Below are 13,723 nucleotides of genomic sequence, written 5' to 3' on the forward strand. Positions count from 1 at the left end.
TCAGTGGCATCGGTCCCTAGGGGCCGGCTATTGTTGGCTTGGGGCGTGGCAACGATGCTGCAAGATGCGCAGTCCAAGGACTATTTCAGGCTGAGCGCGCCGGCGCGCTCGCTTCGCGCTCTCCTCTGCAAAAACGGCATTGACATAGACTGTCCCGAGGCACCCGCTTTCGTGCTTGGCCTGCGGGGTCAGGAGCCAGCGCTAGACCGGGTCACGCTTGATGAATGCGTCGTTCCGGTCATTCCCTTTCCTCACGGCATGATCGCGCTTGCCCGCCTGATCCTCGACCCGCCTGCGGAGGCAGATGACAAGGAGACGATCAACCTCTATCTGTCACGCCACAGCTTCGACCGGATTGCCGAACTTTCGCTTACGCCCGGCTGCGCTGCGGGCGATACCGTCCTCGAAAACCTGCTATCCCGCCTGATCCCAGCTATCGAACAATCGGACGGCGCAAACCCTTTGCTGCTCGATCCCATCGGCAGGGCCTTCAATGCACATATCGCGGAGAGCTATGGCCGTGTGCCGACGGCGCGATCGGCTGTTATCGGCGGCTTGACGCCATGGCAGCTGCGCCGTGCCCGCGATACGATCAATGCCCGGCTGGATCGCGATGTATCCCTGGCGCAACTGGCCAGTAACTGCGGCCTTTCCACCAGCCATTTTGCCCGCGCCTTCGCGCGCAGCACCGGCATCCCGCCGCATCGCTGGCTGATGCAGCGCCGTGTCGACCGCGCCAAGGAGCTGATGCGCAAGGGAACGCCGCTTGCTGAAATCGCACTGATGTGCGGCTTCTCGGATCAAAGCCATTTGACGCGCGTCTTCTCGCAATCGGTCGGCCTCACGCCGGGACGCTGGCGGGAATCGCAGAGCCCCGCCGCCTTCGACATGACATCGATCGTATTGGGCGAAGCGTGACCCGCGACATCTAGGCTCTTGATCTTCGCTGCACCGCAGCAGATCCTCAATTAGACCACGAAGACGAATGATGCTGTCATCAAGCGATGCCATCATTGCCCTGCTGTGATCCGCAGATCCGACCCTTTGAAAGGATGCTCTCATGTCTGAAGCAGAAGCACGGACGCCTGCCACCTCCCCCGAAAACACTGAACGGCTGTTCTTCCTCGACATCAATGACGGCCGAATTCTCTCCTCCGCCATCGACGGCACCGACCTCCAGCTGATCATCCAGCGGCCCGGCCGCAGCCCGGACGGCATTTTTGTCGACAGCGAAAACGGCTGGCTCTACTGGACGGAAATGGGCACCGACTACAATGCCCATGACGGCTCGATCGAGCGCATCAATCTCGACGGCCGCAACCATGTCACGCTGATTCCGCCCGGCAGCACACTGGTGACGCCGAAGCAGATCCAGATCGATTACGGCAACGGCAAGCTCTACTGGTGCGACCGAGAAGGCATGCGGGTGATGCGCGCCAATATCGACGGCTCCGACATCGAGACGCTGGTGCAGAACGGCGACAGCCCGCAAGACAGCGCCGATATCGAACGCTGGTGCGTCGGCATCGCGCTCGATCTGCCGCTCGGGCAGATCTACTGGACGCAGAAGGGTCCGCCGGACGCCGGCCTCGGCCGCATCTTCCGCGCCGGCATCAACATTCCCAAAGGCGAGACGGCAACGAACCGCAGCGATATCGAAGTCCTGCTCGACAAGCTGCCGGAACCGATCGACCTCGAACTCGATCTCGCCACCCGCACCATCTACTGGACCGACCGCGGCAACCTTCCACGCGGGAATACCGTCAACCGCGCCGAGATGGACGATCTCGCGACAACCTCCGAAGTCGTCCTAGAAGGCCTCGACGAAGGCATCGGCCTGTCGCTCGACCTGCCGAACAACCGCATGTTCTTCACCGATATCGGCGGCAATCTCTACTCGGCCAGCCTCGACGGCTCGGGCGAGCGCGAGCTTCTACATCACGCGGGCTCATTTACGGGGATTGTCTACGCGGAAATCTAACCAACCGGCGACACCAAACCCATACCGTAGGCACGCAAAGGAGCGTGCCTACGACCCATCTTCTTCCGCAATCATCTGCTCCAGGTTCTGATTGAGCCGCCGCATCAGTTGCAGCAGCGTTTGAACCTCGTCGTCGTTGAACCCCGCCAGAACTCTCTCCCGTCCCTCGTCCAGAGCGTCGCGGGCAGCGGGAAGCTTCGCCAGGGCCGCCTCGGTCAAGGACACGAGGCTGCTGCGCCCATCCGCGGGGTCGGGCGTGCGCCGGATCAAACCATCGCGCTCCATGCGGGCCAACATCTGCGCCATCGACGGCTGCTCGATCTTGGCGAATTTCGCCAATTCCTTCTGCGACATCCGCGCTCCGTTGCGGAGCAGATAGAGCACCGGCAGCTGCCCGATATTGAAGCCCAACGCCTTCACCCGACGCTCGCCGAGCCGCGCAAAGCTGCGCGACGCCGTGTTGATGAGCGGTGCCGGATTCTCGAACAAGTCCCAATCGGTCATATTTTCTTCACTTGAATAGGTACCTATATTAATCTATATAGGTACCTATCTACAGAAAGAAGAGAATTTTGTCCATGACATCTTATCCCCGCATCGCCATCATCGGCGCAGGCCCCGCCGGCCTGACACTCGCCCGCATCCTTCATTGCGGCGGACTGACGACCACCGTGTTCGAACGCGAGGAGCATGCACTCGTCCGGGCGCAGGGCGGAACGCTCGACCTCCACGTCGAATCCGGCCAGCTGGCGCTGCGTAACGCCGGTCTCCATGAAGAATTCCTGCAGATCGCACGCTATGAGGACCAGGGAAGCCGGCTCTACGACAAGGACGGCACCCTTCTGTTTGCCGATGACGAGGCCGATGAATCCGACAGGCCGGAGGTGGACCGCACGGCGCTGCGCGAAATCTTGCTCGCCTCCCTGCCCGCGGAAATCATCCACTGGAACCACGGCCTGCGCGAGGTGCGCCCTCGGGAAGACGGCGCATATGATCTGGTCTTCAAAGACGGAACGGCCGGTCCCTTCGACCTCGTCGTCGGCGCCGACGGCAGTTGGTCCAAGGTAAGACCGCTGGTCTCCCACTATCGCCCGCAATATAGCGGCATCAGCTTCATCGAATTCGGCATCGACAACGTCGACGCCAGCCATCCCGAGCTCGCTGCCCTTGTCGGCCATGGCAAGATTGGCGTCGAGGCTGACGGCAGAGGCATGATCGTGCAGCGCAACGGCAACGCCCACATCAAAGGCTACGCGATTTTCCGCGTGCCCGCCGACTGGGCCGACAAAGCTTTTGACTTTGCGTCGCCGGCGACAGCCCGCGCGCAGCTGGCCGCAGAGTTCGAAGGCTGGGCGCCGAAGATCCTCGCCCTCATCCACGCGAGCAACGACCATATCGTTTCGCGGCCCATCTATGCGCTGCCGGTCGGGCATCGCTGGCAGAATCGTATCGGAATAACGCTTCTGGGCGACGCCGCACATGTGATGTCGCCCTTTGGTGGAGAAGGCGTGAATGCCGCCATGCTGGACGCAGCGGAACTTGGCGGCCAGCTTTTGAAAGGTGACGATTGGCGGAATGCCGTCAGAGCCTATGAAGCAGAGATGTTCGAACGCGTCATCGAGCCGGCCGAACATGCGGCGGAGGCCGTCGCCACCGAGCTGTCCCATCTCGGAGCGGAACTGTCGCTCCAGCACTATAAGGCGCATCTCCAAGCTCGCCACGGCGCAGCGGCATAACATCAATTGGAAGCAGAAAACGGGCCAAAATGGCCCGTTTCCAAAGGGTGGCAATCTCCCCAATCGCTATTGGGGATTGAGGTCTCGCTCAATAGCCCCCGCGCACGCCATCCAGCAGATGCGGCAGGCCCTTGACCCCCTCATCCCGCAATTCCACCGGCAGCAAGCCGTCCGGAATATCCTGATAGGACACCGGGCGCAGGAAGCGGCGGATGGCAAGCGTGCCGACCGAGGTGGTGCGGCTGTCCGATGTCGCCGGGAATGGGCCGCCATGCACCATGGCGTGGCTGACTTCGACGCCAGTCGGCCAGCCATTGGCGAGAATGCGCCCGGCCTTGCGTTCCAGCACCGGCAGCAGCTTGGCGGCAATGGCGTGGTCGCCGGCATCGAGCTGCAGGGTCGCGGTGAGCTGGCCCTCGAGCTTTTCGGCAACCGCGATCATCTGGTCGATATCCTTGCAGCGCACCAGCAGGCTCGCGGCGCCGAAGATCTCGTGACCGAGCCGCTCATCGGCGAGGAATTGCTCGACATCGGTTTCGAAGAAGATGCCGGGGCTACGGTTGACACCCTCGGCAGGCGCGCCGTGAGCAACGGTCTTTACAGCCTCATGGCCGGCAAGAGCTGCAACGCCATTGTCGAAAGCCGCATGGATGCCCGGCGTCAGCATCGGCGCCGGCGCGCGGCCGGTCAGTGCGCCGCTGGCTGCATCGACGAAACGATCGAGATCGGGGCCGTCGATGGCGAAGACCAGGCCGGGATTGGTACAGAACTGGCCGGCGCCGAGCGTCAGCGAATCGATGAAGCCTGTGCCGATCGCCTCAGCACGGGCGGCAAGCGCTGCCGGAAACAGGAAGACCGGGTTGACGCTGCTCATCTCGGCATAGACCGGGATCGGCTCCGGCCGTGCGGCTGCGATGGCGCCAAGCGCCAGGCCACCGCCACGCGAGCCGGTGAAGCCGACAGCCTTGATATGCAGATTGCGCACCAGCGCGGCACCGGTCTCGTTGGCGCCGGTCAACAGTGAGAAAGTACCTTCCGGCAGGCCGCAGGCGGCAACGGCAGCGCGGATGGCGCGGCCGACCAGCTCACCAGTGCCCGGATGGGCAAGATGACCCTTGACGACAACCGGGCAACCAGCTGCAAGCGCCGAAGCGGTATCGCCACCGGCAACGGAGAAGGCGAGCGGAAAATTGCTGGCGCCGAAGACGGCGACGGGACCGAGCGCGATCTGGCGCAGGCGCAGATCCGGGCGCGGCAGCGGCTTGCGTTCCGGCAATGCCGGATCGACACGCAGGTCGAGCCATTCGCCGGAACGAACCACTTGCGCGAACAGCCGGAGCTGGCCGACGGTGCGAGCGCGCTCGCCCTGCAGGCGGGCGACCGGCAAGCCGGTCTCTTCCGTGGCGCGCTCGATCAGCGCATCGCCGATCTCCAGAATGTTCGCCGCGATCGTCTCCAGGAACGTCGCGCGCGCCTCCGGGCTGGTGGCGCGATAGATATCGAACGCCTGGGCGGCCAGCTCGCAGGCGCGGGCAACCTCCGCCTCGCTGGCAATCGCGAAGGCTGGCTCCAGATTTACGCCGGTCGCCGGGTTGATGGCGCGCACGGACTTGTTTTCGCCGGTCGACTCCGCGCCGATCAGCAGATCGCCGCTAATCACAAAAGACTGTGTCATGGGTATTCCTTGATGATGCCGGGGCGCTGGGAGGTGCGCCCGTCAGGAGCAGATAGCAGGATGAAATGACAGATGTAAGATGATAATCGTCATCTAAATATCAAGCCTTATCCCGAGGATAAGACGATGACGGCCTTATGCGCCGGCCCTGCCCGGGGATCAAGGCTGAAGAGGGCAGGAAAACGAGCATGCCATCCCTATATGGTATTGCGGCGGAGTTCGTGCCAATTTACCGGCCATCCGAACGACTGATTGCGGCCAAGTCCCCATGTCCATTGCGCTTCTCGCCGATCCCATCGTCCAGTTCTGCATCCTGGTGGTCATCGGCACATTTGTCAGCCGCTTCCTGCTTCGTCACCGGCGCGCCGGACGCCTGATCGGGCAGATCGCCTTTTTCGTCAGCCTCACAGCACTTCTGCTCTATCACGGCATCGTGCCTTATGAGCAGAGCCCGCCGCAGGAAACGGTGACGCTGCGCGTCTTCACCGGCTTCGCCAAGATCGTCTGGTGGGTCAACGGCGCCTGGGTGCTGGTCGCCTTCGTCCGGCTGTTCCTGATCTTCGAGCGCAAGCCCCGTGAAGGCCGGCTGCTGCAGGACGTGGTCGTCGGCATCATCTATCTCGGTGCCATCCTCTCGGTGGTCGCCGATGTCTTCAGCGTCCCGATCGGCACATTGATCGCGACGTCCGGCGTCTTCGCCATTATTCTAGGCCTAGCGCTGCAAAGCACGCTGAGCGATGTCTTCTCCGGCCTGGCGCTCAATCTCGGCCGGCCCTACTCCATCGGCGATTGGGTGGTGCTCGACAACGATATCCAGGGCCGCGTCGTCGAGACCAACTGGCGGGCCACCCATCTGCTCAACGGCACCAACGACCTCGTCGTCATTCCGAACAGCACCCTTGCCAAGACGCGGATCACCAATCTCTCCAGCCCGGACGAAAGCCACGGCGTCACCATCACCGTGCGCGTCCAGCCGACCACGCAGCCGAACGTCATCGCCGAGGTGATGCGCAACGTGCTGATCAGTTGTAACGCTATCCTAAAGACGCCCGAACCCAGCGTGATGGTCAATTCGATCGACGCACAGGCCGTGGAACTGCAACTGACCTTCCGCATCCGCGACATATCGCAGACCACCGCCGCCAAAAACGAAATCTACGATCTCATCTACCGCCATTCGAAAGCCGGCGGCCTGAAGCTCGCCGGCCCTCCCGGTGCGATCGTGATGCCGTCGGAAGAGCGCGCCGAGGCGGCGGCGAGCATCGCCCAGCATCCGGGCACGCCCTGGCGGCTGCTCAACAATATCCCGCTGTTCTCGTCGCTGACCGAAGACGAGAAGGAACACCTCGCATCGCATATGCAGCGCCATACCTATCGCAAGGACACCGTCATCGCCGAGCAGGGAACCCGGCTGCGGGCGCTGACGATCGTCCGCTCCGGCGTTGTCAGCATCACCCGCAAGGAGGCGCAGCGGCAAATCGAGCTGACGCGGCTCGCCCCCGGCGACTATTTCGGCGAAGCCGGCCTGCTGATGGACACCGGCGAAGTCGGCACGATCCGCGCGCTGACCTTCGTCGTCACCTACGAAATCGGCGAGGATTGCCTGGCGCCCCTGCTACACGACCGCCCCTCCCTCGCCGAGGAATTGGGAGCCATTCTCTCAAAGCGCATCGAGGCCGAGCATCATCTCTTCGGCGCCAGCAACATACTGGTCAACGGCGCTCCCGTCAGCTCGCTGAGTGCCCGCATCAAGCATTTGTTTCAGATACAGCACGATTAGGACCTGCCGTTACCCGTTCACGCCGCCTCAGTTCGCTGAGGTGCACGGAAGAGATTGCGACCGACGGCGAGCGCCGCGTTCAGGTGAGATGCCACATCCTGCGCCTCCGATCCGAGCAGAAGCTCGGATGTGACAACGCGCGCGCCGCAGTAACCGAAGATCCCGTGGTCGATCTGCGTCTTCATCGCACCGAAATAGCCGTGCCGCGCATAGGTGCGCAGGCTGGCGCCGCCGATGGCGACCAGATGAACCTTGAGGTGGCGAAGCTTCTTCTCCGATTTTCCGTCCGGACCTTCGTCATAGGCCCATCCGTTGGTGAACACCCGATCGATCCACCCTTTCAGAAGCCCCGGCATCGACCACCAGTAGACGGGGTAGACCAGCACGAGGGCATCGGCGCGATCGATTCTCGTCTGTTCGGCGGCAACATCGGCGGCGGGCGGCGCGTGCCTCAGATGGAGAGCGATATCGGCGGCGGTGAATCGCGGATCAAAACCCTCCGCCGCAAGATCGGCGATTTCGAAAGTATTGCCTTCGCCGGCCAGGGACACACCCTCGGCAATATGCGCCGCGACACTGTGGCTGAGCGACGCCTGATCGGGATGCGCGACAACGATAAGCGCGTGCATGGCAAAAACTCCTGCGAACGGATTGCGAGCTGGGGAAACATCTTATATACTTTTAGTAAGTTACTTTTGGTATATAGACATGTCAAGCACTCAAGACCTGAAACAGGCTTCCAACTCGCCACCGCGCCGCCGGTTGACGAGAGAGGAGCGGCATCGCCAGCTTCTGGCCGTTGCATGGCAGGTGATCCGCGACGAGGGTACGGAAGCCCTGACACTCGGCCGCCTTGCCGAGCAGGCCAACATTACCAAACCCGTGGTCTATGATCATTTCAGCACGCGGCCGGGCCTGCTTGCCGCCCTTTACCAGGATTTCGACGCGCGGCAGACGACGGCCATGGACGCCGCATTGCAGGCAGCCAAGCCGACCCTGACCGACAGGGCATCGGTCATTGCGACCGCCTATGTCGATTGCGTACTGCTTCAGGGGCGTGAGATACCCGGCGTGATCGCTGCATTGGCCGGCTCACCGGAACTCGAAAAGATCAAGCGTGACTACGAGACGGTATTCATCGAGAAATGCCGGATCGCCCTCGCCCCGTTTGCAAAGACCGGCACCATCGCTTCCGCCGGTCTATGGGCGATGCTCGGCGCCGCCGAGGCCCTGTCCTATGCCGCGGCGACCGGGGACATTACCGCTGCGGAAGCACAGGCCGAACTCTTCGAAACCATCATCGCCATGGTTGCCAGGAACGTCTGACGGCAGCATGCATCCGCTCTAATTCGATTGCGTCGTGGGAGGTGTCGACGGTTTCGTCGTGAAGAATGCTTCGGCATCCCCAGTGAACTGCTCGCGCGACGTCGGTCGCGTGTAGAACATATGCCCGCCGCGATAGAGCTTCAACGCTACCCGATCGGCAAAGGCCGGCGGCATGTGGTCGAGCACATATTTGTTGACGCCGAAGGGAATGATGATGTCGCTGTAGCCCTGTGCCACCAGCAGCCGGGAGGATGGCACCAGCGACAACATCTCCTTGATATCGTCCGTCGCGCTGGCACTCAGGCGCGAGCCGCCTTTGCGGCCGCCCCAGTTCCATTGCTCGTTCACGGAGCTCGACAGCAGCGTATAGGTCATGTCGGTATGGAAGCCGAGTTCGTCGCGCGCATAGCTCGAAAAAGCACCACCATAGGCGCGCACGAAACCGTCCAGGATCGGATCGCCGCCATGCTCCGCATCCGACTGGGGATAGGGATCGGGCGCCAGGAACGAGGCGTCGTACATACTAGCCACATCGGCGCCGGTGCCATCGGAGTGTTTCTGGTAGACCCCGCCAAGAAAGCCCTGGTTGCGAGCAACGACATCTTCGGGAATGCCGGTCAGCTTGGCAACGCGCCCATAGAAGGCGCGGCCGGCATCACCGGTCGGCGGCGGGCCTGCCAGTGCCGGCAGATATTCGTTCAGCGCAAATGTCTCGGCGTCGCGAACCCCGTGCTCGCTAAAGGCATTCTGCCGCTCCAGTTCGGCGGCGGCCAGCGACGGCAATTCAAGCGCCGCGCCGAACGGCAGATCATTCGCCCCAAAGACCAGCCGCCCCTCGATCAGAGGCGACAGCATGACGATGCCGGAAAGCAGGATGCCCTGCTCGCGCCGCAGGCTGGTGGCGACCTTCGCCGAACGGAACCCGCCATAGCTTTCGCCGAGAATATATTTTGGCGAGGCGGCCCGCCCATTGTGGGCGACGTACAGCGCAATCGCCTTGGCAAGACTGTCGGCATCCGAACGCACATCGTAGAAATCACTGGCGTCATCCGGCTTGACCGTGCGGCTCCAGCCGGTGCCGATCGGATCGATCAGGACGAGATCGGTAAAATTCAGCCAGCTCTTGGGATTGTCGACCAGCTTGGCATTGGCGCCATCGCGGGCGTCCGGACCAAAATCGAGGATACGCGGGCCGACGAGGCCGAGGCTCAGGAAGGCAGAGGCAGCACCCGGCCCGCCATTGAAGACGAAGGTGATCGGCCTGTTGGCGTCCCGATCCTTGGCGACATAGGCAGTGTAGAAGATCGCCGCGGTGCGCGCGCCATCCTGGCCAAAAAGATCGAGCGTTCCGGCCGTCGCCTTATAGGGAATACTCTTGCCGTCGGCATTCAGCACATGATCGCTGACCGCGTCGGCCGGCAACAGGGAAAGAACGCTGCCGCCACCCCCGCCGCCAGTGTGGCCCGGCTCCGGCGGTGCGGCAAAGGCGAGCGTCGAGATAAGGGAAAATACCAGCGCAAGGCCCGGAACCATCTGACGAAAAGACATAAGAATGCATCCTCCATCGACCCCGCGCATCGACGCCGTTGCCCCGGATACTATTCCATCGATAGCAAAAGCGGGAACTCAAGAGATGTTGATCGCTGCCCCGCCTGTCGCATCCCTTTGAAAGGGAATTGCTATTGAGTGCCGGCCGGCCCTTTGCCAAAGTACCGGCCCCGGGGAAAACGCTCACGAGCCTGGATCGCAAGGAATTCGACAATGAAGCAGGATATTGAAATCAATACCGCCGATGGCGTCGCCAAGGCGTCGATCTTCCGCCCCGACAATGATGCATCCGCCGAGCGCGGCGTCATTTTCTACATGGATGCCATGGGTCCGCGCGCGTCGCTCTTTGGCATGGCTCAGCGGCTTGCCGATTCCGGTTACACCGTGCTCTTGCCCGACCTCTTCTATCGCTTCGGCGACTATGGCCCGTTCAATGGTACAGCCTTTGGTGACCCGACCTCGCGCGAGGTAATCATGACGATGCTGCGTGGCACGACGCAGGAGATGACCAAGCGCGACAGCGCTGCCTTCCTCGATACTCTGACAACTGCCGGCGCCAAGGGTCCGGTCGGCGCCGTCGGCTATTGCATGGGTGGCGGACGCGCGCTGACGGCTGCAGCCACCTATGCCGACCGTATCGCGGCGGCGGCAAGCTTCCACGGCGGCAATCTCGCCAGCGACACCGAAGACAGCCCGCATCGTCTTGCCGCCGACATCAAGGCGCGCGTCTATATCGGCGTCGCCGGCGTCGACAACAGTTTTCCGCCGGAACAATCCGCTCGCCTGGCCGAAGCGCTACGGATCGGCGGGGTCGACCATGCGATCGAGAACTATGTCGGCATGGGCCACGGCTGGACCGTCCCCGACCACGGCGTCTACGACGAAACGGGCGCGGAACGGCATTGGAAACGCCTGCTGAACCTGTTCGACGAAACCCTGTCCTGAAAGATCAGCTGACCTCAAACAAAAACACCCACTCTCGAACAGTGAGAGTGGGTGTTTTTATGGATTGGGCTTTGTCTGGCAAAACGAGCGAGCGTTCAGAACTTGATCATATCGATCCTAGTCAGCGTCGTCTTCTGCGAGACGCCGGGTGCGTTGACCATGTGCCAGGCGACATATTGCTCGGCGTAAAGCTCGGTGGACGACATGCCATCCACCGGCAAGATGATGTTCATACCATTTAGCGCCGCATCCGTGGCAGTATCGAGAACCGCGCCTTCCGACGCCGTACCCGTGACGATCACCGTCTGGATCCCCTTGTCGGCGAGGATATCGCGGAGATTGGTGCCGATGAACTTGTCCGGGCCGGATTTCACGATCGGGTCACTCGCCAGCGGCGCCAGATCCGTCGCGATATCCTGCGGCTCACCCTTGCCGGCGAGGCTATAGACGACGAACACATCCTTGGCGCGCGCCTCATCCAGCATCGACTTGACCTTCGGCACGGAGGCAAGGCAGCGCGGCTTGGTATTCTGGTTGCACGGTCCCTTGGTCGGATCCTGTGCTCCGTTGAAATCGAGGATGAGCAACGCCGTCGTCTTGAGATCGATCGTCACCGGCTTCAACTCCGGCGCCGCCGGCGGCTTCACCTTCTGCCAATCGTCGATGATCGTCTGGACAGAGGCCGCGGAAGCGCCGAGGGGGCTCAGGACTACGCCGAGAGCAATGAAACCCATGCCGAAAGCAAAGCCCGAATTCCGCATCACCCTGCCTATATCTCTCATGACGTCCCTCTCCAATTCTCAAGATCTCATTGGCCAGACTACCCGCTCTGGATAGGTGAAAACGCGCGCTATGATAACGAAACTCTTTGTGATCCCCAAAATGGCCGGAGCAACGCCAGACGCACAAGCTTGCCGCGAAATTTCTGCAAGACAATCCACCGTTGACAAATACCGGCCGCACCATAATCTCCCCTCAAGCGTTTGCGATCGCCACCATTCTTTCGGAGATGAAGATCATGCTGGCGAAATGCATGAGACGGTTGGTTCTGGCATGCCTCGCCCTTGGCATTGCGGCACATATGGCCGCCGCCGGTCAGACGCTTGACCTTATCGCCCAGAAAGGAACCATCCGGGTCGGCTATATCACCGACGAGGCACCTTTCTCCTTCAAGAACAAGGACGGCATTCCTACGGGATACACCATCGATCTCTGCGGCAAGATCGCCGATGCGGTGACGCAGAAGCTTCCGCAGGTGAAGCCGGACTATGTCGAAATCACCCTTGCCGACGGCTTCGACGCGGTGAAAAACGGCCAGATCGACCTCCTCTGCGGCGCCATCACCATCAATCTTGCCAGGCGCGAAACCGTCGATTTCTCCCAACCGATTTTCCTGACCGGCGCAAGCGCGCTGTTGCGCAAGGATTCGCCCGAATACCTGCAAATCCTCTTCCTCGACAAACGCCCGACCCGAGCTGCCGACACGAAATCGCCATCCAAAAGCATCATCGGCGTCCACGCGGACACCACCACCGGCGCAACGCTGCGCGAGGCTCTCGGCCCCGATGTCCCGCAAACGCGCGTCGTCGATTTCGCCACCCATCAGGACGGGCTGAACGCGCTCGAGAACCACAAGATCGACGCCTATTTCGCCGACCGCGCCCTGCTCATCAGCCTCGCCGCGCACGCACGCAATCCCTCGGCGCTGGCCATCGGCAACCGCCTGTTCACCCACGAACCCTACGGGATCGCGCTAAGGCGCGACGATTCCGCCTTCAGGCTCCTCGTAGACCGAACACTCACCGAGTTTTACCAATCCGACGATTTCCCGAAGCTTCTGAAGACTTATTTGGGGGATGAAGGACTTGTTCTGCACAGCGAAATCATGACGCAGTCGATTCCGGATTAGAGCGGAACGCACTTGTATTTCCATTTATGTCAAACGTCAAAAAGCCCGCTGGTTCTACCAAGCGGGCTTTGTTTGGATGATTTTGAAGTCTTCGCGCAGCGATAGTGATCTTTGGTGGGAAGGTTTTGGTTTCGGGGTCAGGATTTGAACCTGCGGCCTTGAGGTTATGGTCGGCAGGACGACGCGCTAGCATCGCCAGCAAAGCGGCATGCTTTGCGCCAGCGATAGGGTCTTGGCGATGGATTGCCTCTGAACGCCGAACGGCCTGTGGGCAAGGGGCTATCGGATAATGGTTTTATGGAAGGTTGGTTCGGGGTCAGGATTTGTTGTTTTCTGTCCCACTGCGTCGGCTTTCGCCTCCTTGCGGGCCCCTGAGGAGGCGTTAAATCCTCGACCCGTTACCAACAAAAAAGCCCGCTTGAAGCGGGCTGTTTTATTGGTTGCGGGGGCAGGATTTGAACCTGCGGCCTTCAGGTTATGAGCCTGACGAGCTACCGGGCTGCTCCACCCCGCGCCATCGTAAACCGCGGAGCGGTTTATCGCTTGTTTCCTTGGCACCGTATTTCGGGGCCGAGGGAGTAACTGCTTCCTTTGGAAAGCACAAAGGCCGCTTTTAGCGGCCTATTGTAACACGGCTTTGGCCGTTTTGATCAGAGAAGATTTGAGCGCATAAACCGCTTTAAGCAGTTTAGCGTGAAGTTGCGATTTGCAGACCTGGCAGCGACCTACTCTCCCGCGTCTTAAGACGAAGTACCATGGGCGCAGGGGCGTTTCACGGCCGTGTTCGGAAAGGGAACGGGTGCGGCCACCCCGCCATAACCAC

12 protein-coding genes, 1 tRNA gene and 1 rRNA gene are annotated in these 13,723 nt (G+C 61.5%); 7 read left to right on the forward strand and 7 right to left on the reverse strand.

All coding sequences use genetic code 11. The annotated features are described in order from the left end of the window. Positions 1–54: 54 nt before the first annotated feature. Complete coding sequence (locus tag AC1RO0_RS08115; RefSeq protein WP_498592338.1) at positions 55–918, forward strand: helix-turn-helix domain-containing protein; 864 nt, start codon at positions 55–57, stop codon at positions 916–918. 142 nt (positions 919–1,060) lie between these two features. Beyond that, entirely contained in the window at positions 1,061–1,981 is a 921-nt protein-coding gene (locus AC1RO0_RS08120; protein WP_498592339.1) for a YncE family protein, read from the forward strand. Between the two features lie 48 nt (positions 1,982–2,029). Here AC1RO0_RS08120 and AC1RO0_RS08125 read toward each other — a convergent pair whose 3' ends face one another. Beyond that, positions 2,030–2,485, reverse strand: coding sequence for a MarR family winged helix-turn-helix transcriptional regulator (locus AC1RO0_RS08125; RefSeq protein WP_498592340.1), 456 nt, complete (start codon positions 2,483–2,485; stop codon positions 2,030–2,032). A gap of 74 nt (positions 2,486–2,559) precedes the next feature. Between AC1RO0_RS08125 and AC1RO0_RS08130 the strand changes: the two genes are divergently transcribed. Next, entirely contained in the window at positions 2,560–3,717 is a 1,158-nt protein-coding gene (locus tag AC1RO0_RS08130) for an FAD-dependent oxidoreductase (RefSeq protein WP_498592341.1), read from the forward strand. A gap of 88 nt (positions 3,718–3,805) precedes the next feature. Here the strand turns inward: AC1RO0_RS08130 and AC1RO0_RS08135 are convergent, their stop codons facing one another. Next, positions 3,806–5,392 (reverse strand): aldehyde dehydrogenase (NADP(+)), encoded by a 1,587-nt coding sequence (locus tag AC1RO0_RS08135; protein WP_498592342.1) that lies wholly within the window; start codon positions 5,390–5,392, stop codon positions 3,806–3,808. Positions 5,393–5,660: 268 nt separating this feature from the next. Between AC1RO0_RS08135 and AC1RO0_RS08140 the strand changes: the two genes are divergently transcribed. Beyond that, on the forward strand, positions 5,661–7,172 hold the full coding sequence (locus AC1RO0_RS08140) for a mechanosensitive ion channel family protein (RefSeq protein ID WP_498592343.1): 1,512 nt from the start codon (positions 5,661–5,663) through the stop codon (positions 7,170–7,172). Positions 7,173–7,189: 17 nt separating this feature from the next. Here AC1RO0_RS08140 and AC1RO0_RS08145 read toward each other — a convergent pair whose 3' ends face one another. After that, positions 7,190–7,801, reverse strand: a complete 612-nt coding sequence (locus AC1RO0_RS08145) for an NAD(P)H-dependent oxidoreductase (RefSeq protein WP_498592344.1) — start codon at positions 7,799–7,801, stop codon at positions 7,190–7,192. A gap of 79 nt (positions 7,802–7,880) precedes the next feature. Here AC1RO0_RS08145 and AC1RO0_RS08150 point away from each other — a divergent pair, with 79 nt between their 5' ends. After that, on the forward strand, positions 7,881–8,498 hold the full coding sequence (locus tag AC1RO0_RS08150; protein ID WP_498592345.1) for a TetR family transcriptional regulator: 618 nt from the start codon (positions 7,881–7,883) through the stop codon (positions 8,496–8,498). Positions 8,499–8,516: 18 nt separating this feature from the next. Here AC1RO0_RS08150 and AC1RO0_RS08155 read toward each other — a convergent pair whose 3' ends face one another. Continuing rightward, complete coding sequence (locus AC1RO0_RS08155; RefSeq protein ID WP_498592346.1) at positions 8,517–10,046, reverse strand: S10 family peptidase; 1,530 nt, start codon at positions 10,044–10,046, stop codon at positions 8,517–8,519. A gap of 213 nt (positions 10,047–10,259) precedes the next feature. Here AC1RO0_RS08155 and AC1RO0_RS08160 point away from each other — a divergent pair, with 213 nt between their 5' ends. Further along, positions 10,260–10,991 (forward strand): dienelactone hydrolase family protein, encoded by a 732-nt coding sequence (locus tag AC1RO0_RS08160; protein WP_498592347.1) that lies wholly within the window; start codon positions 10,260–10,262, stop codon positions 10,989–10,991. 95 nt (positions 10,992–11,086) lie between these two features. On the opposite strand, the gene AC1RO0_RS08165 is transcribed toward AC1RO0_RS08160, so the two are convergent. Continuing rightward, positions 11,087–11,773: a cysteine hydrolase family protein gene (locus AC1RO0_RS08165; protein ID WP_498592348.1), complete on the reverse strand. Its 687-nt coding sequence runs from the start codon at positions 11,771–11,773 to the stop codon at positions 11,087–11,089. A gap of 236 nt (positions 11,774–12,009) precedes the next feature. Here AC1RO0_RS08165 and AC1RO0_RS08170 point away from each other — a divergent pair, with 236 nt between their 5' ends. After that, entirely contained in the window at positions 12,010–12,900 is an 891-nt protein-coding gene (locus tag AC1RO0_RS08170) for an amino acid ABC transporter substrate-binding protein (RefSeq protein WP_498592402.1), read from the forward strand. A 437-nt stretch (positions 12,901–13,337) separates the two neighbouring features. Here AC1RO0_RS08170 and AC1RO0_RS08175 read toward each other — a convergent pair. Both AC1RO0_RS08175 and rrf read right to left on the reverse strand, forming a co-directional pair. Then, positions 13,338–13,414, reverse strand: a tRNA-Met gene (locus AC1RO0_RS08175). A 198-nt stretch (positions 13,415–13,612) separates the two neighbouring features. Further along, positions 13,613–13,723: ribosomal RNA gene (gene rrf, locus AC1RO0_RS08180) — 5S ribosomal RNA — on the reverse strand; the annotation flags it as partial.

The organism is Rhizobium sp. GW821-FHT14E12, from assembly GCF_058803745.1.